Here is a 19,150-nt window from a genome sequence, read left to right on the forward strand (position 1 = left end):
AGAGTAGCCTTAGAGCTTTATCTAATCTATATACGTTTTGAGACCTCATTTCGAGCATTCAGTGCAGAAATGAGGTTTATTTTTATCAAAACTATTATGGAAGAATTAGAACTAAGCGAAAAAAGTTTGGTGAAGCCACCACTCCGCAATTGGCAGGGCCGAAAAGAATGGTTTTTTAACCGTGAACACACCGATACCTACGAACTTTGGTACGAAGGCCGCTACAAACGAGCCGAAGTTTGGCAAAAGAAAATTATGGGTAGATTCGTGAAGTCTGACCCAAGAATTAAAACACTACTCGAATTTGGTTGCGGAACTGGCCGTTTTACCCGTTGGTGGAAAGAAATTGGCATTGATGCTTCGGGTGGTGATATCTCTCCTTTTATGTTGGGGCAGGCCGTTCATCTTTTTGGTGGAAATCTTGTCTGGGCTGATTCTCATTTTATGCCTTTCAAAGACCACACTTTTGATGCACTTGCGTTTATTACCACCTTTGAATATTACCGTGACCCCGTGCAGGTAATTCGTGAAGCTGCAAGAGTGGGCAAATATGGAATTGCCTTCGGAATGATGAATCGTAATTCTCCAAAAGTGGTTCGACGAAGAGTGCAAGAAGCCTTTGGGAAAAATCCGTTCTACGTAACTGCTACTTTCTACACGCCTGAAATGCTTACCCGAAAAATCCATGAAGCACTTGAAGGACGTAGCTATACCATTGAGTGGCAAGCAACTGGCCTACCCGAATGGTTTCCTGTGCAAGAATGGCACGTACCTTATGGCGATTTTTTTGGTTTGTTTGTACGATTCAATGATGTGGATTAATGGAAAATATAGGAAAAATCAACGAAGAATACTTTAAAAAAGTTATCTTACCTAATAGTGGCTTTAAGCGTAAAGAAGTTGTTATTGGGCCAAATTTTGGTGTCGATGTGGCACTTGTAGAATTGCCAAACAATATGGCCATGGCTCTTACCTCTGACCCACTGAGCTTAATCCCTACTTTGGGTTTGCAGGAATCAGCGTGGCTTTCGGTGCATCTGATGGCCAACGACATCGCTACCACCAGTTTTGCTCCAATGTATTTACAAACGGTACTTAACTTACCAACTAGTATCTCCGATGCTCAGTTTAGAGAATATTGGCAATACATTGATAAGTTTTGTAAGGAAATTGGCGTTGCAATTACGGGCGGACACACCGGCACAATTGAAGGCCAAAACTCGACCATTTCGGGTGGTGGAACATTGATAACTATTGCTCCGCAAAAACAAATACTTACTTCGAATAACGCTCAAATTGGTGATTCAATCATTATGACCAAACAATGTGCGATGTCATCTGTATCTATTTTGGCGATGTCCTTTCCAAAGACTATTCGTCAGAAATTAGGCACTGAAGTAGCACAAAAAGCGGAAGAATTGTTTTATCATACCTCTGTCTTGAATGAAGCATTGGTTATCAATAAACTTAATCAACAACAGAATGTGGTGAATGCGATGCATGATGTTACGGAGGGTGGTGTGTTAGGTGCAGCTTTCGAGATGGCAATCGCAAGTGGTTTAGGTATTGAAATTCAGGCAGATAGGCTCAATATTTCACCAATTGTCAGCTCAGTTTGCGAAGTTTTTTCATTTGACCCTCGTTATTGTATTGGAGCGGGTTCAATGATTATTTCGGTTCAGCATCAATACGAAGAGTTGGTAATCAATACTTTACATGAGAACAATATCGAGGCCTGTACGATTGGGAGTTTCACAGCATTAGAAGAAGGCCATAGGATGGTTGAAAATGATGAAGTTAAGCCAATGACTTACCACGAAACGGACCCTTACTGGGCAGCATTTTTTGAGGCATTCAAACGTGGTTGGAAATGAAAAAAAGCATTTATCTCATCGCCGACCCAGCCATCGAACAAAGTGTTTTGCTTGATAAAATTGAGATGGCTCTGAAAGGTGGTATTTTTGCCGTGCAATTATGGAATAATTGGCAAAAGGTAGCTAATAAAATCGAAATCATTGAAACTATCCATCAACTCACAAAGTTGGGAGGTGTGCCTTTGATTCTTAATGAAGGTCAAGATTGCCTTGATTTGACTTGTTTTGATGGAATTCATCTTGATTTTCCCAACGAAATGATACAAGAATACCGACAAAAACGACCAGATTTAATTTGGGGACTCACTTGTTCAAACGAAACCGAAAAACTCATTTGGGCTGAGCAAAATTCGTTGGATTATATTTCGTATTGCTCAATATTTCCATCGAAAACCAGTAATAGTTGCGAGCTTGTTAGTTTTGATACTATTGACAAAACTCGCGAGTTTTTTAGTCGAAAAGTATTTTTAGCGGGGGGAATTAATCAAAATACGATTCCGAATCTCAAAGAATTACAATTCGATGGTATTGCCTTGGTATCGGCCATTATGGACGCCGAAAATCCAACCGAAGTAGTATTGAATTATTCAGAAATCTTAAACCATTAAAGTCATGACCAAAAGTTTTTTTGATAAATTATGTTGCCCATTTGATAAATCTGAACTTTCAATTCAGGTTTTCACCGAAAAAGAAAATAACATCATTCATGAAGGGCTTATCACTTGTCCAAATTGTAAGCGTTTGTATCCAATCATTCATGGAGTGCCGATTATGATACCCGATGCTTACCGAGAGGCACAACTCGAAAAACCATTTTTTAAAAAATGGAATGATAAGCTAAGTCTGGAAGCAAAAGCCAGCTTGATATTGGAAGAATAAACGATGAAAAATGGTTTTTGGGGTAATGTATCCAAACTGAATTTATTCAATGAGCTAATTTCAAAAGGGGAAAATAAGTATTTAACTTGAGTTTGGATAAAGCACTTATAGCTAATTGGTTATAAACTTGAAATTACTCCAAAGGAGTTAAATATTGGTAGAGAAATATGCTATCACCTCTATCCAAGCCCCATTGGGTGAAACATTTCGTATAGTCTTTGATGTATTTTTTTCTACCAAATATAAAGCCCCGCCTGGGGCAAATATGATTCAATTTAATCCCGAATTTACTTTATTTAATAAAAGCCGAGTATTGATGAATTTTCGATACTCGGCTTTTATTCTTTGCATTGGAAGAAGCAAAAAAGTATTTTCCAAGTATATTTGCTTTAAACTCTATTCATCCTAACATTAAATGAAAAAAGCCTACTTTCTCTCTATCCTTATAGCCATTTTTCGACTGAGTTTTGCACAAGAAGCAACTAAGACAACTATCCAAATTGATTTGAATAAAAAAGTTGGCGAAATGAGTACCATGTGGGCTTGGTTCGGTGCCGACGAACCCAACTATGCTTACATGAAAGATGGCAAAAAATTGCTGACCGAATTAAGTCAACTAAGTCCAGTACCCGTTTATTTTCGAGCCCATAATATGCTTACTTCTGGGCATGATACTCTTACTATGAAGTGGGGTTCTACCAATGTTTATACTGAAGATGCCAACGGAAAGCCCATTTATGATTGGACAGTCGTCGATAAAATTTTTGATACTTACCGAGAAAGAGGCATCAAACCAGTGGCACAATTTAGTTTTATGCCCGAAGCTCTTTCAATCAAGCCACAACCCTATGAGCATAAATGGAAACCCGGAATGCCTTACAATGAAATTTATAAGGGTTGGACTTTTCCGCCGAAAGATTATAAAAAATGGGCCGATTTGGTCTATGCGTGGGTAAAACACTCGGTAGAACGCTATGGAAAAGCCGAGGTAGAAACTTGGTATTGGGAATTATGGAATGAACCAAATATTGGTTATTGGAGCGGAACGGTAGAAGAATATTGTAAACTTTATGATTATACCGCCGATGCCGCCAAACGAGCTTTGCCAACGATTAGAATAGGTGGCCCTGAAACAACTGGCCCAAGTTGGAGTAAAGCGGCTGATTTTCTTAAAACTTTTCTAACGCATTGCGAGTCAGGGACTAATTATGTGACGGGTAAAGTAGGTTCTCCGCTTGATTTTATTACTTTTCATGCGAAAGGTGCTCCAAAAATTGTGGATGGACACGTACAAATGAATGTAGGAACCCAACTACGAGATATTTCGGAAGGATTCCGAATTGTTACTTCTTATGCCAAATTCAAAAACTTACCTATTATCATTGGCGAGTCAGACCCCGAAGGTTGTGCGGCTTGTGGCATGAAAACCAACCCATCAAATGCGTATCGAAACGGCACGATGTATTCGAGTTATACGGCTGCTTCGTTTGCCCGAAAATATGCCTTGGCTGATTATTTCAAAGCTAATTTATTGGGGGCAGTGAGTTGGTCATTTGAGTTTGAAAATCAACCCTATTTTTATGGTTTCAGAGATTTAGCCACCAATGGCATTGATAAACCCGTATTGAATGTTTTCAGAATGTACGGCATGATGTCGGGCAATAGAGTGGAAGTAAAGGGTAATCAGAATTATACATTTACGATGGTGCGAGATTCGAGCGTACGCAAAAAAGCCGATATTGATGCCCTCGCCAGTAAAGACCAACGCTCAGCAGCGGTAATGGTTTGGCATTATCATGACGATGACCTAAAAGCTGAAGATGCGACAGTAGAAATAGACTTAAAGGGTTTTCCTGCTCAACAAGTCAATTTTAAGCATTACCGAATCGACAACGAAAACAGTAATTCATATGAAGTTTGGAAGAAAATGGGTTCACCCGAAAACCCGACGGCCGAACAAATTAGTATCTTAGAAAAAGCAGGACAATTGGCATTACTCACCTCGCCAAGCTATTTAAAATTGACCAACGGTACACTAAAACTCAATTTCAAATTACCCCGTCAAGGTGTTTCGTTATTGAGGTTTGATTGGTGATTTAATTTTAAAATGGATTTTAAAACAGAATGACAATGGATAATCTCATCATCAACTATATTTCAAAATACATTCCACTAACGGAGGAGGAAATTGAAATCATCAAAGAGCAAAACTTGATTCGTTACTTTAAAAAGAATGAGCTTTTGCTAGAAGAAGGGGAGTATGCCAAAGAATGTTATTTTGTATTAAGTGGTTGTGTAAGAGCCTATTATCTAATGGATGGCGAAGAACGAAATACAGAGTTTTATATTGAAAATCAATCAATTACGCCTGTTAGTTATCAAACTAAAAAGCCTTCGGAGTATTATTTATCTTGTTTGGAAGATTGTGTCTTGGCATTGGGTAGTGATGAACGAAACCAGAAACTTCTTGAAAAAGTGCCCAAACTCACCACCATGATTATGCAAATGAGCAACGAAATGTTGGTGCAAAAAGTCATAGAATTTGATGAATTTAAGACCTTCAGTCCCGAGCAACGTTATCTTAATCTTTTAGAAAAACGCCCTGATTTAGTCAATCGAATTCCGCTTTATCATTTGGCGAGTTATTTGGGTATTACGCAAGTATCTTTGAGCCGTATAAGAAAACGTATTTCGGTGCAAGTATGATATTGGTAAAAAAAATATCACCCCTTCGGGGTTTGTTTGTATGGTACGTACACGAATTTCTATAATCTTTTCACCTCTTAGAGGTTAGGTATAGAATGGCGAAGCTATGAAATAATTATAGCAAATAAGGTCATCCACACACATTTCCTCTTCGAGTTTTTGTAAAGAATGGCGAAGCCATGAAATGACCATAACAAAGAAACATATAAATAAAATCCTTAAGGAATGGTATTTTTAAGGACCAGTCGCTTATTATCTTTTGTTAATTTTTCTGAAAAACGGCTTTGGTATTTTTGCTGAAACATTATCGAAAAAGCAAAATGAATATTCAGAAAAACGACAAACAAAATGCAACTATTACGGGTATATTTTTTATTCTTGCGGCCATCTCATCCATTATTGGACTAAAACTCTACGACCCTATTTTGGCGGAAACTGATTTCATTACTTCCGCTCGCCAACATCATCATGCTATTGTTTGGGGAGCAATAAACGAACTTATTCTTTGTATTACAGCAACAGGCACAGGCTTGATGATGTATCCATACTTAAAAAAATACAATGAAAGTTTAGGATTGGGTTATCTAAGTTTCCGAATGCTGGAGGTAGTATTTATCATGATGGGAATTGTGGCAGTTTTAGCGGTGCTTTCTATAAGTCAACATTATGCCAATCATGCAATTGATAAACCAACGGCTACTGCCTTAGGTTTGGCATTTATTGAATTTCATGATTGGACTTTCATGTTGGGGCCTAATTTTATGCTCGCCATTAATACGTTTATTTACAGCTATGTTTTCTTCCAAACTAGACTCGTGCCTAAAAAACTGGCTATTCTTGGACTAACGTCAGCCTGTTTGATTATGCTTGCAGCTATGCTTGAGATGTTTCATATTATTGAGCAAATATCAACTTTAGGCGTAATTTTGGCTATTCCAATCGCTTTTTATGAAATGTCATTAGCGGTTTATTTGATTAGAAAAGGCTTCCAAATTGAAGAAAATAAATAAAAGAGATCTCTTGAATTTCAATAGATGATTTACTAACAGGATTTGTTTTATTCTCTTCATTGCCGTAAGTTTTAACTGACGGCAATGAGTAATTTGAAATAATTCATTTTTTACTGTCCAATCAAAGCATCTAAATCTGAAAGAGCAATTAAATAAGCCAATTTAGCGGCGTACACATCAGCTTCTGCTTTGGCCAAGACTGCTTTGGTAGCTAAAATATCGGTTTTCAGGTTCATTCCTGCTAATTGCTTGTCTTCTTGCAATTTCAATTCCTCTTGGCGGTATTTGAGGGCTTTTTCTGCAACATTAATCAATGATTTACTTTGTTGAGCTTTTCTATATGCTTTTTCTATTTCATACAAAAGTTGCTCTTGTGTATAATCAATATTTTCTTCGGCTTGCTTCATTTGTAATGCCCTTTGTTTCTGAATTTGTTTATTGGCATAAAGGTCTTGCAAATTCCATTTCAGATTTACGCCAATAAACGGATTATTGGCAGGAGCAAGTGGATTGCCACTTTGGTAGGCATAACCCGTCACTAAACCAATATCTGGGCGGTCGCTGAGTTTAGCAGCTTTGAACCCCACCTCAGTTTTATATTTATTTAAATTAGCAATTTGAACATCGGGATTGGTTGAAATACCAGACTTATAATCAGTGATTGAAGAAAGATTATTCACAACTGGTAGGGTGGAGGTCAATGAAAAATCTTCATTGGGCAAGCCTGCTAGTTTAGCTATATCTGCCTTGTAATTTTGAATCTGAAAATCGAATTTTAAGATATTTTGCTCTTCATCGGCAATACTGGCCAAAATACCTGCTTTATTCAAATCTAAAGTTTTCCCAGCAGTGATAGCATTTTCTAAATCATTCAATCGATTATTGGCCAAATTGAGTTTGGCTTGAGCTTCTTCTTGTTGTTTTTGGGCAATCAAAGTGGCATAATAGAGCTGTTCGATGCCGTGTTTAAGTTGTAGCGAAACCTTTAGTTTTTCTTTTTCACTTACTTGGTTTTCTACTTTACTTACTTCAATACCCATTTTGATTTTGGCTTGTTGTGTTAAGGGCATATAGGCGGTCAATCCAATATTATAATTATTATTGCTTCCAACAGTTATGTTTTTATCAGTATTTGGAAGAGGCACTTGCGTAGTGGCATTCATAGGAATTACGCCAATTGCACCAGCAGGAATTGTAATATTTGCCAAATTTACATTGTATTGGTAAGTGCTACTCAGATTTACCACTGGCAAACGCTTGATTTCGTCTTCTTTGACTTTTATTCTTTTTTCTTCAATTTGTAATTGCTTAATAGCAAGACCTTTATTCGATTTGATAGCAATTTCACTCAATTGTTCTAATGAATAAGTAGGTGTTGTTTGGGCAAAAGTGCTTTGGTTTTCAAGAAGAAAACCTAAAACCAAAGCTATATATATGCGTAAGTTTTTCATTGGAATAATCATTATTGGTTCAACAATACATCTTTTTTGTCACGAGGTTTTATCCAGCCAATATAAAGAACGGGTACAGTAATAAGGGCCATAATCATACTCCAAACAACCCCAAATGCTAGTACACTTGCCAGCGGAGCCCACATCGGAGATTTAGAGATAATCATGGGAAGTACCCCGATGGCTGCCGCCATGGCAGTCAGGAATATCGGACGTAATCGACGTTTACCACTTTCAACGGCTGCGGTCTGAATATCCATGCCGTGCTTCATGAGTTCATTGGTGTGGTCAACTAAGATAATGGCATTTCTTACGACAATTCCCGATAATGAAATTAGACCTATAAAGGCAGTGAAACTGAAATTATTACCCGTAACTGCCAACCCTAAAATTGCTCCAAACAAACTCAATGGAATGGTGAGCATCACAATGCTTGATTCTTTGAGGTTACGGAATTGGAATAATAAAATGAAGAATATTAAAACCAAACTTGTCACCAAGGCAGTAATCATTTGTGAAAAGGTTTCTTGCTTGTTGGCATATTCGCCACCGTATTCGATATGATACCCACTTGGTAATGAAAGTTTTTCAATTTGTGGTTGAATCTCTTTCAATAATTCAGCGGGTAGAACACCCTCCGAAACTTCTGATTGTACGGTAAGTGTACGCACACCATTACGGTGGATAATCTTACCAGTTTGCCACTGTGGTATAAGGTCTACAATCTGGCGAAGTGGTACGTTTACTCCTGTAATTGGTGATTTTAAGTAAACTTTTTGTAAATCATCCGTACTTTGGCGGTTTACATCATCTAATCTCAAAACGATATTTACTTGGTTATTTCCTTCGTAAATTGAAGAGATAGCGGCTCCGCTAAAACCAGTGTAAACGGTTTGGGAAATGCTGCTTGTTGTGAATCCTAAGCGACTTGCTTCGGGTTTTAAATTTAGTGATAAACCATAATAATCCTCAGCAAAATCGTTTCTGATGAGTTTACTACCTTTGGCATTTTTCATGATTTCGGCTACTTGCGTGCCTATTTTTTTCAAATGAGAAATATCTTCGCCCACAATTCTAACCTCTACTGGTGCTTTCATCGGCGAACCTTGTTGCATGAGTTTCACGAAAGTTGTACCTTCTGGAATAGTTGTATCTACTTTTTTTCTTAACTCTTCTACCAATTCTTCGGCCGTTTTATCGGTTGTTGTATTGACCAAAATCTGTGCATAATTACTTGTAGGAAACTCTGGCGAGAAATTATAATAAAATCTCGGTGAAGCAGTGCCCGTAAAAGTTGCATAAGAAACCACTCTTTTGTCTTGCTTAATAATGTTTTCGGCTTTTTGAATGGCCGCATGAGTTTTCTCTAATTTTGTGCCTGTGGGCATCCATAATTCAATAATAAACTGATTTCTTTCGGCCGCAGGAAAAAACAGTTGACGAACACTGGTTTTGAACAAAAACCCAGCTAAAGCAATGGGAATAAGGCTACTAATAATGGTCGTTTTAGGGTATTTTACGCACCAATCAATCAATTTGTTGTAGCCTTCTTGCATGTAATCAAGCAATGATTTTCTTTTCTTTTTGTTCTCATTTTCATGGTTATGTAAGCCTTTTTTGATGAAAACATAGCACAGCATAGGTGTCAGTAACATCGCTACAATAAAAGAGGATAGCAGGGCAATGGCAACCGTAATGGGCAAAGCAAAGATAAATTCGCCGATACTGCCATTAAGTAAAATCATTGGCATAAACGAAGCTACAATCGTAACGGTAGCCACTAAGACAGGCATTACTAAGTCGTTGGCACTTCTCCAAGCGGCTGTCCAGCGGTCGATGCCTTCATCTAATAATTCTACATAATTATCAGCAATTACGATGGCGTCATCTACGACCATTCCTAAAACCAAAATCAAAGCAGCCAACGAAACTTGGTGTAGTTCGATTCCTAATGCGTGCATCATAGCGAAGGTTACTGCCACCGTTACAGGAATGGCTGTTGCGGCAACCGCTGCAATTCGGAATGGTAAAAGCAAAATCACAACGATGATGACCGAAATAATTGCCAACATAAATTCTTGGATAAAATGAGATATATTTTCCTCTACCAAATGTGGTTGATTGACAATTGTAGTAATCTTTACATCAGAAGGGATTACTTTTTGGGCATCAGCTATTTTTTGATTTACCTGCTCTCCAAATTTTACAATATTGTTACCTTCTTGCATTTGAATAGCCAACAATATTGCTTGATTGCCATTGACAGTAATGATACTTTGAGGTTCGGTATAGGCTCTTTTGAGCTGAGCAACGTCTCCTAATTTAACAACTGAGCCATTTTGTGAAGCTCCCACAATTTGATCGGCTAAATCGGTTTCTGTGCTATAATAACCTTTGGTATAAAGCGTAGTTCTGTTGTTTTCAGTTTTAATATCACCCGTTGGGTTTATCTTATTTTGCGATTGTAAAAGACTCACAACTTGCTGCAAATTTACGCCATATTGAGAAAGTTTCTCAGAACTCGATGAAACTACTATTTCTTCTTTTTGGTCGCCAATGCGTTTAACTTTCGAAGTGGCAGGAAGCGTGCGAAGGTAATCTTCTAATTTTTGAGCGTAACTTTTCAACTCATTCGGACTCGCAGTTTTACTTTCTAAAGCAATTACCATTGCTTCGGTATCGCCAAAATCTGAATTTACAATTGGACCCCTCACACCTTCGGGTAAATCAATTTGTTTGGCTACCAAAAGTTGATTACGAAGTTTACTCCAAAAAATATCGGGCTGTTTTACTCGCTCAGTCAATTCTACATTTACTACCACTACGCCATCTTTGGTAGTTGAGTAGGTTTTTGCTTTGTTTACTTCTTCATATTGGAAAAGGTATTGTTCAAGCTTCTTGGTTACTTGCTCTTCTACCTGTGCCGAATTGGCTCCAGGATAATAGGCAATCACTAAGCCTGTGCGAATCGTAATTTTGGGGTCTTCGCGGCGGGGCATATTCAAAAGTGATTGGATTCCGATGGCAAATAACAATAGTAAAACCGAGATAGTTACTTGCTTATATTTTAATGATGCTTGTATGATATTCATCGCCTTAATTATTTGATTGTTACGGCTGAACCGTCAGAGATTTTATTTTGACCTGCTACTACTACCCATTCTCCAGCGTTTAAGCCTGTAAGAATTTCTATCTTATTTTCAATCATTTTTCCGAGGCTTACTTCACGCTTAAATGCTTTGTTTGAAGCCTTCTCGACCACAAAAACGTAGGTCAGATTGTTGATATCATGATTGATACATTCGGCAGGAAGAAGTGTGGCTTGTTGTGCATTGTTCACACCAATTTTTGCTTCAGCAATCATACCGGGGCGAATCACTTGATTGGGGTTGTCAACTTCAATTTTGATGGTAAATGCTCGTGACGTGACATCAGCCGCAGAGCCAACTTCTACTACTTTTCCTGTAAAGGTTCGGTCAAGAGCCGAAATAGTTATTGCTGCCTTTTGGCCAATTTTTATGTATTGAAGTTCACCTTCAGGTATATAAGCCAACACTTTTACCTTACTAATATCTGAAATGACAAAACAAGGAATGCCCGTACCGACAATTTCTCCAACTTCAGTTAGTTTTTTGAGTAAAACCCCACTTATGGGCGAGTAGAGTTTGGTGTCACCTTCATTTTTAGCTTGTAATTGTTGTTGAAGTTTTGCTTGTTGTAGCGTGAAATTTACTTTAGAGAAATCACTTTCAGTAACGCTTCCTTTATCGTGTAAAAGTTTTAAACGATTGAATTCATCTGTCACGGCATTGACCTGAACTTCTGATAATTGTTTCGCAATGTTATAGCTAGTAGGGTCTAAACTGGCCAATATTTGTCCTTTTTTTACTGTTTGCCCTTCTTTAGTTCCGATAAAATTTACTTTACCTGCTACCAAAAAACCTAACCTTACGGTTGTATTGCCTTCAATATTTCCACTGACAGAAATATCATTTTTTACAGAAGTTGTTTTTACTTCTTCTATACTTACTGGAATAGCCGCTTGCTCGACTTTCTCTTTTTTAGATGTTTGTGTTTGATTACAACCAGCGAGCATCAAAATCATACTCGATAGTACATATAGTGCTTGATTCTTCATTTTTTTATTGATTTATAGCGAATTATCTTTTGTTCAGCTTTGATGCTACAAAGTTGGGGGCTTATTTTTTGTGAATTTTTAAGATAGATTAAAAAATGAGCTGAGAATGATTTTTTTGAGAAGCAAAACAAAAACACCCCGATGGTTTGATTCCATCGGGGTGCCGTATTGTATTTTCCAAAGAATATTAGATTTGTCCACGTATCACGCTCAAGGTTTGCTGCGTAATTCCTAGATAAGAGGCAATATGCCCCAGTGGAGCACGTAGTAAGATATTGGGATATTCTTTCAACATGCGTTCGTAACGCTCTTTGGCTGATTGAAACTTAATGGTATGAATAATATCCGAAAATCTTTTCACGGCATCATATAAAAGTAGTTTTTCAACTTCTTTTATTTCGGGAAATTGCTGTAGCTTGTTAAAATCATCGTAGCGAAAAGTGGTAATTGTAGTATTTTCTAATAATTCATACCCATAAATGGCTGGAGCATTATGAAAAATACATTCAATTGGTAAGATAAAAGCGGCTTCCGCTACAAAAGTATGCGTGATGTCTTTGTCATCTTTGGTATAAAATGAGCGGAGTAGTCCTTCTTGTACATAATATACTCGTTGTGAAGTTTCTCCGGGCATAAGCAAAGTATGTCCTTTTGAATACTTTTTGGTTTTGCTATTGTCATGTAGCCACTCAGCAATAGAGTCAGAATAAATGCCTTGTTGTTTGAGGAAAGTCGAAATATCCACTTTATTATTCAGATGATAACTGGCAATAAATGTATGAAAATATTTTTTATTCTGAATCAATAAAAGTTGAACTCATGAAATATCCTGTAATTTGGATAAAAGATGTGCCATTGGTACTGTATATCGGTAGAAGTAATGAAAATTTAGTTTATTAATTTTCATTGCCGTCAGTTTTAACTAACGGCAATGAATCATCAGATACTATTAGTAATTACCCAAAAAAATCTTTATATAATATTCATGATGCCTCATGGTTACAATCTTTTACTGAGCATTGGTCGTTAATTTTTAGCCCTAAAAGAGCAATTTTTAAATTACTTTCCATCAAATATTTGAATCGGGAGTATTCAGCCAAATTAATTTCTATAAGCACTTTGACGAGTAACCATCCATCCTGGATACTGCATTGGGAGTGGGCTTACTGCATCAATTTTCTTTAAATCTTCAGAAGAAAGTTCTATTTTGATTGAAGCTAAATTATCATTGAGTTGGGCAATGGTTTTAGCTCCGATAATCGTACTAGTAATACCTGATTGATGCCTTACCCATGCCAAAGCTATTTGAGCAACAGTGGCTTGATGTGCAGCTGCAATTTCGGCCATTACTTCTACTAAATCATAAGCCTTTTCTTTGTTAATGGGAGGGAAATCAAAATTTATTCTTCTTGAGCCTTCTGCTGCTTGTTCACGTGTATATTTTCCACTTAAAAACCCTCCAGCTAGTGGACTCCACGGGAAAATAGCTAATTTATGATGAGCAGCCATAGATACTAACTCATGTTCAATATCTCTACTAACGGCTGAGTAATAATATTGTAAGCCGATAAATTGATGGAAACCTTTAAGTTTGGCTATTGTTTGTGCTTCCGAAACCATCCAAGCTGGCCAATTACAAATAGCAATATAACGGACTTTACCAGTATTTACTACATCATTCAAGGTTTGTACGATTTGCTCAATCGAAGTCTTTGGGTCAACGCCATGCACATACAAAATATCAATGTAATCTAATTGTAAACGCTTTAAACTTGCTTCTACCGAATTGAAAACATGATAGCGAGAAAGCCCTGTGCTGTTAGGCTTGTCGTCCATTCGAGCTAAAACTTTGGTAGCAATTACCACTTGGTCACGAGGAATTTTCAAATCAATTAGCGACTGACCTAATAATTGTTCTGATTGCCCAAAAGAATACGCATTGGCAGTGTCAATAAAATTAATTCCAGCCTTAATGGCTGCGTCGATGAGTTCGTTTACTTCTTGTTGTTGAAGTTTACCGATGTTATCCCACATCCCAGCGTTTTGGCCTCCAAAAGTCATTGTTCCTAAACAAAGTTCCGAAACCAATAGACCTGTTTCGCCTACATAGTTATATTTCATCTTGTTGAATGTGTTTGAATTTATGTAAAAATGACAAGGTTTTAATTGAATGACAAACGATTAAATTGTCATCTGAAAGCATAACAAAATAATTTGTAAATTTTTCTTGCGATGAAGCATTATTTTATTTTACTTTGAAAAACAAAGTTCTTTTTAATAATTAAAAAACTGTAAAATTATGATAGCTAAAAACAATCGATTGACAATTATTTTCGCCATAGCATCTCTGATTTTATTATTACCATTGGTGGCTATGCAATTTACAAGTGAAGTAAACTGGTCAGTTTTTGATTTTATTGTTGCTGGGGTGCTACTATTTGGTACTGGTGGATTGATTGAATTTTCATTGAGAAAAATTAAAAGTGTAAAGCAACGAGTGTGGATTATTGTCGGAATTTTATTCATCTTGTTTCTTGTATGGGCTGAACTGGCAGTAGGCCTATTTGGGACACCCTTTGCTGGAAACTGATAACCATTTAATATGCGTTATCCTGAATTTTTAAGGCGATAATTTATTGGGAAAATGTTTGTTGTACTTCATGGCCGCTAGTTTCAACTGACGGAATCTAATAAAAATAAATTTGACTTTAGTCAAAGTCCATTGTTTGATTAAAGTCAAATTTGACAGTATAGAACTGTTGGATTCGCCCAAAAGACAGGAGTGATGTTTATTTCAAATAAGGGCTGATTCGTCTTTGTATTTTACTCTTTCTTAGTTATATTCGAGTAAAATTAAATTAAAAAGAAGCACAAATAATGATAAGCATTGCTATTCCAAAACTCCCCTTTATTGAAAAACAACAAACAATTGATTTTTACGTAAATCAACTGGGTTTTTCGCTCATTTCAGATTATGGTGAGTATTTTATCATAAAAAAAGATAATGCTGAGCTTCACTTTTTTTATCACCCACAGCTTAAACCAGCGGCATCACATTTCATGATTTACTTAAGAATTGATAAGGGAATTGATGAATTCTACCAAAATCTTTTATCAAAAAAAGTAAGCATGATTACGCCGCTTGAAACAAAACCGTGGGGGCAAAAAGAGTTTGCTTTGACTGATACTAATAGTACCTTACTTACCTTTGGAGAAAGTAACTAGTAATTCCACCATTATCACTTTGATATGATTTTATAAGGTATAGCTTTCAATAAAGTAAAAGAGATTAAAAAAACTATTTGCCTTTGCTTAAAATTGCAGCAATTTGTCCACTATGATGTGAGTTATGATATAAAATATGACTAAAAATTCTAAATCTACTCACTTTTCCGAAGAATGGAGTCTCTATTTCTTCAAGCCAAAATTGTTCGGGTTTCTCTTCTATCAATTTATTTAGCTTTTCAAAACCCTTATTAATTAACATACTACTTTCATCAGTATTACTGCCTTGTCCATTATCTAATTGCCCCATTGTAGTATTGGCCACTTCGGGTTGTAAGCCAAAAAAGAAGGTAAACATATTGAGGGTTTCAGCAATATGGCGGTAAATAAACCCAACAGAATTCGATGCTGAATTTAATTTCATTTGGGCATTTTCGTTACTTACTTTTTTGAGAGTCACACCATTACTGATTTGACTTTGAAGAAGCATATCGAGCATTAGGTTTTTCATCATATAATTTTTCGCTTTTGTAAATTTTTGATAATGTTACTGAAAATCTTTGAAAGTTTTTATTTCTCCGCAATTATATAGGTATTTAAAGGATTCCCTTTTCATCAAGATGTGAGAGGGATACACTCAAAATAAAGCATATAGAGTAGATGATTGACCATTTATTCTTGCCTAAATCTATTAAAGCCAATGTTCCCATCGAAAACATAAAAATTCTAAAGAGTGAAAGCCAAATATTCTGAAATCTAAGGTTTGATTTGGGTGCCGCAAAAACAGCCCAAATCGTAATGACAATCAGAAATAAAATAATTGCAAAAATCCATTTGGTAAAAGAGGTTTTACCTTGAGAATAACCCCAAAAACCGACGCTAAAAAATAAAACTAATTCTAAGCTAAAAGCGAGGGCATAATTAAAGTATTTGAGAACTTGCATGATTAATAGCTCTAATTAATGGTACAATTCAAAAAAAAATTATCCGAAGGATTTAGATTTAATAATATAAGCTCTTGTCTATCATTATTCTAAAGTCTTCGGATAATTTATATTCTATTTCAACTTAATGCTGTATGCCTGAATTAAAGGTGGATTTTCGGGTGACATTGTGAAACTTACTTCTACTTTTCCTTTCTCACATTCAATTAAAAATTTGCCTCTAAGTGCATTTTCTGGTACAATTTCGTTTATTTTAACTATTTTTCCAACTTTATCAAAGATTCCTTCGGCTTCAGCTTTTAGCAAATCAGGAAAATAATCCATGAAGAAATTTTCGGCGAAAATGCCAGTTTTCTCTGCCCCCTCCCAAGAAGGCAGTAATTTTACTAATTCATTTTGACGTTGTTTCAGAATCGGAGAAACAGGGAATGGAATAGGACTAATACCCGCTTTTTCAATAATGTATGGAACTATCTGATTATTCATCAAGGCGGCACTGCCATAAGTCCCGTTAGTAAACGTCACAATTCCGATACCATATTGTGGTACAATTTTCCAATCAGAGCCAAAACCCGGTAAACCTCCAGAATGCCCAATACTTCTGATTTGGTTACAATTTTGGTCGATTCTTAACCCATAACCATAGAAAGAAACATTATTGCAAGGTTCGCCTGAACCTGTAAAACCACGGTTATTCATGCTCCCAAAATTGGCTGGGAAATGCATTTCTTTCAAAGAACTTTTCTTCAAAATAGGAGAGTTAGGTGCGTTTACTTGGTAAGCCTTTTGGTGAAAGACCATGTATTTGGAAAAGTCTTCGATAGAAGTAAGAATACCGCCCATGATTCCGTAAGCACCATCGCCTTCAAATGGCTGTTCAATGTATTGCTCACGCAACCAACGGTAGCCCCTAACAAGTTGATTATCTGGTACTTTGGTGTAATCCCAATAAGTATTATTCATGCCAAGAGGCTTCCAAATTTTGTTAATGATATAGCTTTGGTAGCTTTGTCCCGATACGTTTTTAATGATTTGTCCCAACATCGCAAAGCCCATATTGCTATATTCATAAGCAATTCCAGGTTCGTTGGAGAATGAAATTCCCTTCTTAAACATTTTCAACATTTCTGCTTCGGTGATACCCAACTGGCGATCACCCCAAGGATTGTCTTCAGGAAAACCCGCTGCGTGCGTAAGCAAATGACGCACTGTAATATCGGGCGAATCGGCTGAATATTTTTGCCCTCTTAATTCGGGAATGTATTTCCAAACGGGGTCGTCGAGTTTTAGTTTACCAGCATCTCTTAATTGTAGAATTGCCACCGATGCAAAACTTTTCGACATCGAGGCAATACGATAAACTGATTGATTATCAGCTATTTTATTTGTTTTGTAATTAACCGTACCACGATTGCTCTGATGCACAATTTTGCCATCAACTAAAACTGCATACGATACACTCGATAAATGATTTTGTGTTCGGAATGCTTCAAATTTGGCATCTAATTCTGGTACAATTGCCTTGATTTTATCTTCGTTACTTTGGGCAAAGAGATTTTGGCTGAGTAGTAAGAAAAAGATTAGTTTTTTCATGTTTTGGTTGATGAGGGGTTTGGTTATTACAAAAATAGGGAAAAGGTTTATTTTATTTAGATTCTTCTCTAATCGAAAGTATTAAATTTTATTCCGTAGTTAATCGCCTAGGCTAATAAATAACCTTTTTTTAGATGTACTTGATTGAAGTTCTTTCGGTATTACTTCAAAATCAAAAATATTATATGCCCAATTATATATTACCAAAAAATAGCTAAAAAACATTAAATTACTTCTCTATTTCATTACTAGACTATATTATCACAAATTCATTTCCCCTTTAATAAAAATCTATTTTTCAAATGTTGTAATATTGCAAAAAAATCAACCAATAGAACAATGAAAAATAGAATCCTTTCTCTAATTATCGTATCAATTTTGTTCAACCTATCCTTATCTGCTCAGAAAAAATGGGGTGGTATGACGCTCTACACTGTTAGAACTGAAATGGGTAAAGACCCTAAAGCTACGCTTAAAGCGGTTGCTGATTTAGGTTATAAATACATTGAGGCAGTAGATTATAACAATGGAAAGTTTTATGGAATGACGCCTGATGAGTTTAAATCATATACTAAAAGTATTGGTTTACAGCCAATTAGTATTCACATGGGTGGTATGAATACCAAAGATGCTGATAAGCAGATTGCTGATGTAAAAGCAGCGGGCTTTAAATATTTCATTGCCCCAGTTCCGCCAATGGGTATGTTTAAATTCGACCCTAAAACAAGGTCTTTGTCAATGACTGAAGATGTTGACCGTTTAGTTGGTGTTTTAGATACTATTTCACGTAAAGCAACGGCTGCAGGTCTAGAGTTTCTATACCATAATCATGCTTTTGAATTTGAAAAGAATAGTAAAGGTATTGTGCCGATTGATTATTTATTGGAGAAACTTGACCCTAAATATGTTAATTTCCAAATGGATTTGTATTGGGTTACAAAAGCAGGTGTTGACCCAGTGGCTTATTTCCAAAAGCACCCAGGTCGTTTTAAAATATGGCACGTAAAAGACATGGACGACCAAGGACGTTTTGCTCCAGTAGGCAAAGGTACTATTGATTTTGGTAGAATTTTGAAAAACAAAAAGCTATCAGGCATGAAGTATTATATTGTTGAGCAAGACCAAGTTTTTGACGGAATGACACCAATGGAAGCCATTAAGACAAGTAAAGAAGGATTAACAAAATTTGGCTTTAATTAATCTTTAACACAAGATAAAAAAGCTCGGTAAAGATATGTTCTTTACCGAGCTTTTTTATTATCAATAAAGTGAGTGATTAATATGCTCCGTAGGAGAGTTATATATTGGTAGAAAAGATTATTTCTCCTCT

The 19,150-nt window shown here is 36.4% G+C and carries 18 protein-coding genes; 10 read left to right on the forward strand and 8 right to left on the reverse strand.

Features of this window, described 5'->3' with window-relative positions:
* The first annotated feature begins 96 nt into the window (after nt 1-96).
* The 7 genes from A6M55_RS01605 to A6M55_RS01640 all read left to right on the forward strand — a co-directional run bounded on the left by A6M55_RS01605 (nt 97) and on the right by A6M55_RS01640 (nt 6,469).
* On the forward strand, nt 97-822 hold the full coding sequence (locus tag A6M55_RS01605) for a class I SAM-dependent methyltransferase (RefSeq protein ID WP_064196238.1): 726 nt from the start codon (nt 97-99) through the stop codon (nt 820-822).
* Nucleotides 822-1,874 (forward strand): AIR synthase family protein, encoded by a 1,053-nt coding sequence (locus A6M55_RS01610; RefSeq protein WP_064196239.1) that lies wholly within the window; start codon nt 822-824, stop codon nt 1,872-1,874. The genes A6M55_RS01605 and A6M55_RS01610 overlap by 1 nt, the downstream gene beginning before the upstream one ends.
* Nucleotides 1,871-2,482: a thiamine phosphate synthase gene (locus tag A6M55_RS01615; RefSeq protein WP_082892894.1), complete on the forward strand. Its 612-nt coding sequence runs from the start codon at nt 1,871-1,873 to the stop codon at nt 2,480-2,482. The genes A6M55_RS01610 and A6M55_RS01615 overlap by 4 nt, the downstream gene beginning before the upstream one ends.
* A gap of 4 nt (nt 2,483-2,486) precedes the next feature.
* Nucleotides 2,487-2,753, forward strand: coding sequence for a Trm112 family protein (locus tag A6M55_RS01620; RefSeq protein WP_064196241.1), 267 nt, complete (start codon nt 2,487-2,489; stop codon nt 2,751-2,753).
* A gap of 415 nt (nt 2,754-3,168) precedes the next feature.
* Entirely contained in the window at nt 3,169-4,848 is a 1,680-nt protein-coding gene (locus tag A6M55_RS01630) for a GH39 family glycosyl hydrolase (RefSeq protein WP_064196243.1), read from the forward strand.
* 35 nt (nt 4,849-4,883) lie between these two features.
* On the forward strand, nt 4,884-5,459 hold the full coding sequence (locus A6M55_RS01635) for a Crp/Fnr family transcriptional regulator (protein ID WP_015029561.1): 576 nt from the start codon (nt 4,884-4,886) through the stop codon (nt 5,457-5,459).
* A gap of 320 nt (nt 5,460-5,779) precedes the next feature.
* Nucleotides 5,780-6,469, forward strand: a complete 690-nt coding sequence (locus tag A6M55_RS01640) for a DUF4386 domain-containing protein (RefSeq protein WP_064196244.1) — start codon at nt 5,780-5,782, stop codon at nt 6,467-6,469.
* 110 nt (nt 6,470-6,579) lie between these two features.
* On the opposite strand, the gene A6M55_RS01645 is transcribed toward A6M55_RS01640, so the two are convergent.
* The 5 genes from A6M55_RS01645 to A6M55_RS01665 form a co-directional block, all read right to left on the reverse strand.
* The gene (locus A6M55_RS01645; RefSeq protein WP_064196265.1) at nt 6,580-7,920 is read right to left on the reverse strand and encodes a TolC family protein; all 1,341 of its coding nucleotides are present in this window, start codon (nt 7,918-7,920) and stop codon (nt 6,580-6,582) included.
* An 11-nt stretch (nt 7,921-7,931) separates the two neighbouring features.
* Nucleotides 7,932-11,012 carry an efflux RND transporter permease subunit gene (locus tag A6M55_RS01650; RefSeq protein ID WP_082892896.1) on the reverse strand — a complete coding sequence of 1,027 codons (3,081 nt, stop codon included), beginning with the start codon at nt 11,010-11,012 and terminating at the stop codon, nt 7,932-7,934.
* A gap of 8 nt (nt 11,013-11,020) precedes the next feature.
* Complete coding sequence (locus tag A6M55_RS01655; protein ID WP_064196246.1) at nt 11,021-12,058, reverse strand: efflux RND transporter periplasmic adaptor subunit; 1,038 nt, start codon at nt 12,056-12,058, stop codon at nt 11,021-11,023.
* 187 nt (nt 12,059-12,245) lie between these two features.
* A complete protein-coding gene (locus A6M55_RS01660) occupies nt 12,246-12,863 on the reverse strand; it encodes a Crp/Fnr family transcriptional regulator (RefSeq protein ID WP_156510959.1) in 618 nt (205 codons plus the stop codon).
* A 296-nt stretch (nt 12,864-13,159) separates the two neighbouring features.
* Nucleotides 13,160-14,179, reverse strand: coding sequence for an aldo/keto reductase (locus tag A6M55_RS01665; protein ID WP_015029568.1), 1,020 nt, complete (start codon nt 14,177-14,179; stop codon nt 13,160-13,162).
* 178 nt (nt 14,180-14,357) lie between these two features.
* Here A6M55_RS01665 and A6M55_RS01670 point away from each other — a divergent pair, with 178 nt between their 5' ends.
* Together A6M55_RS01670 and A6M55_RS01675 are read left to right on the forward strand one after the other, a co-directional pair.
* On the forward strand, nt 14,358-14,648 hold the full coding sequence (locus A6M55_RS01670; protein ID WP_015029569.1) for a hypothetical protein: 291 nt from the start codon (nt 14,358-14,360) through the stop codon (nt 14,646-14,648).
* A 287-nt stretch (nt 14,649-14,935) separates the two neighbouring features.
* Complete coding sequence (locus tag A6M55_RS01675) at nt 14,936-15,283, forward strand: VOC family protein (protein ID WP_064196247.1); 348 nt, start codon at nt 14,936-14,938, stop codon at nt 15,281-15,283.
* A gap of 73 nt (nt 15,284-15,356) precedes the next feature.
* On the opposite strand, the gene A6M55_RS01680 is transcribed toward A6M55_RS01675, so the two are convergent.
* The 3 genes from A6M55_RS01680 to A6M55_RS01690 form a co-directional block, all read right to left on the reverse strand.
* Nucleotides 15,357-15,797, reverse strand: a complete 441-nt coding sequence (locus tag A6M55_RS01680) for a DinB family protein (RefSeq protein ID WP_015029571.1) — start codon at nt 15,795-15,797, stop codon at nt 15,357-15,359.
* Nucleotides 15,798-15,879: 82 nt separating this feature from the next.
* Nucleotides 15,880-16,227, reverse strand: coding sequence for a YrdB family protein (locus tag A6M55_RS01685; protein ID WP_064196248.1), 348 nt, complete (start codon nt 16,225-16,227; stop codon nt 15,880-15,882).
* Between the two features lie 114 nt (nt 16,228-16,341).
* Nucleotides 16,342-17,820, reverse strand: coding sequence for a serine hydrolase (locus A6M55_RS01690; protein WP_064196249.1), 1,479 nt, complete (start codon nt 17,818-17,820; stop codon nt 16,342-16,344).
* Nucleotides 17,821-18,159: 339 nt separating this feature from the next.
* Here A6M55_RS01690 and A6M55_RS01695 point away from each other — a divergent pair, with 339 nt between their 5' ends.
* The gene (locus tag A6M55_RS01695; protein ID WP_015029574.1) at nt 18,160-19,020 is read left to right on the forward strand and encodes a sugar phosphate isomerase/epimerase; all 861 of its coding nucleotides are present in this window, start codon (nt 18,160-18,162) and stop codon (nt 19,018-19,020) included.
* Nucleotides 19,021-19,150 lie beyond the last annotated feature (130 nt).

It is taken from the genome of Emticicia sp. MM, from assembly GCF_001649495.1.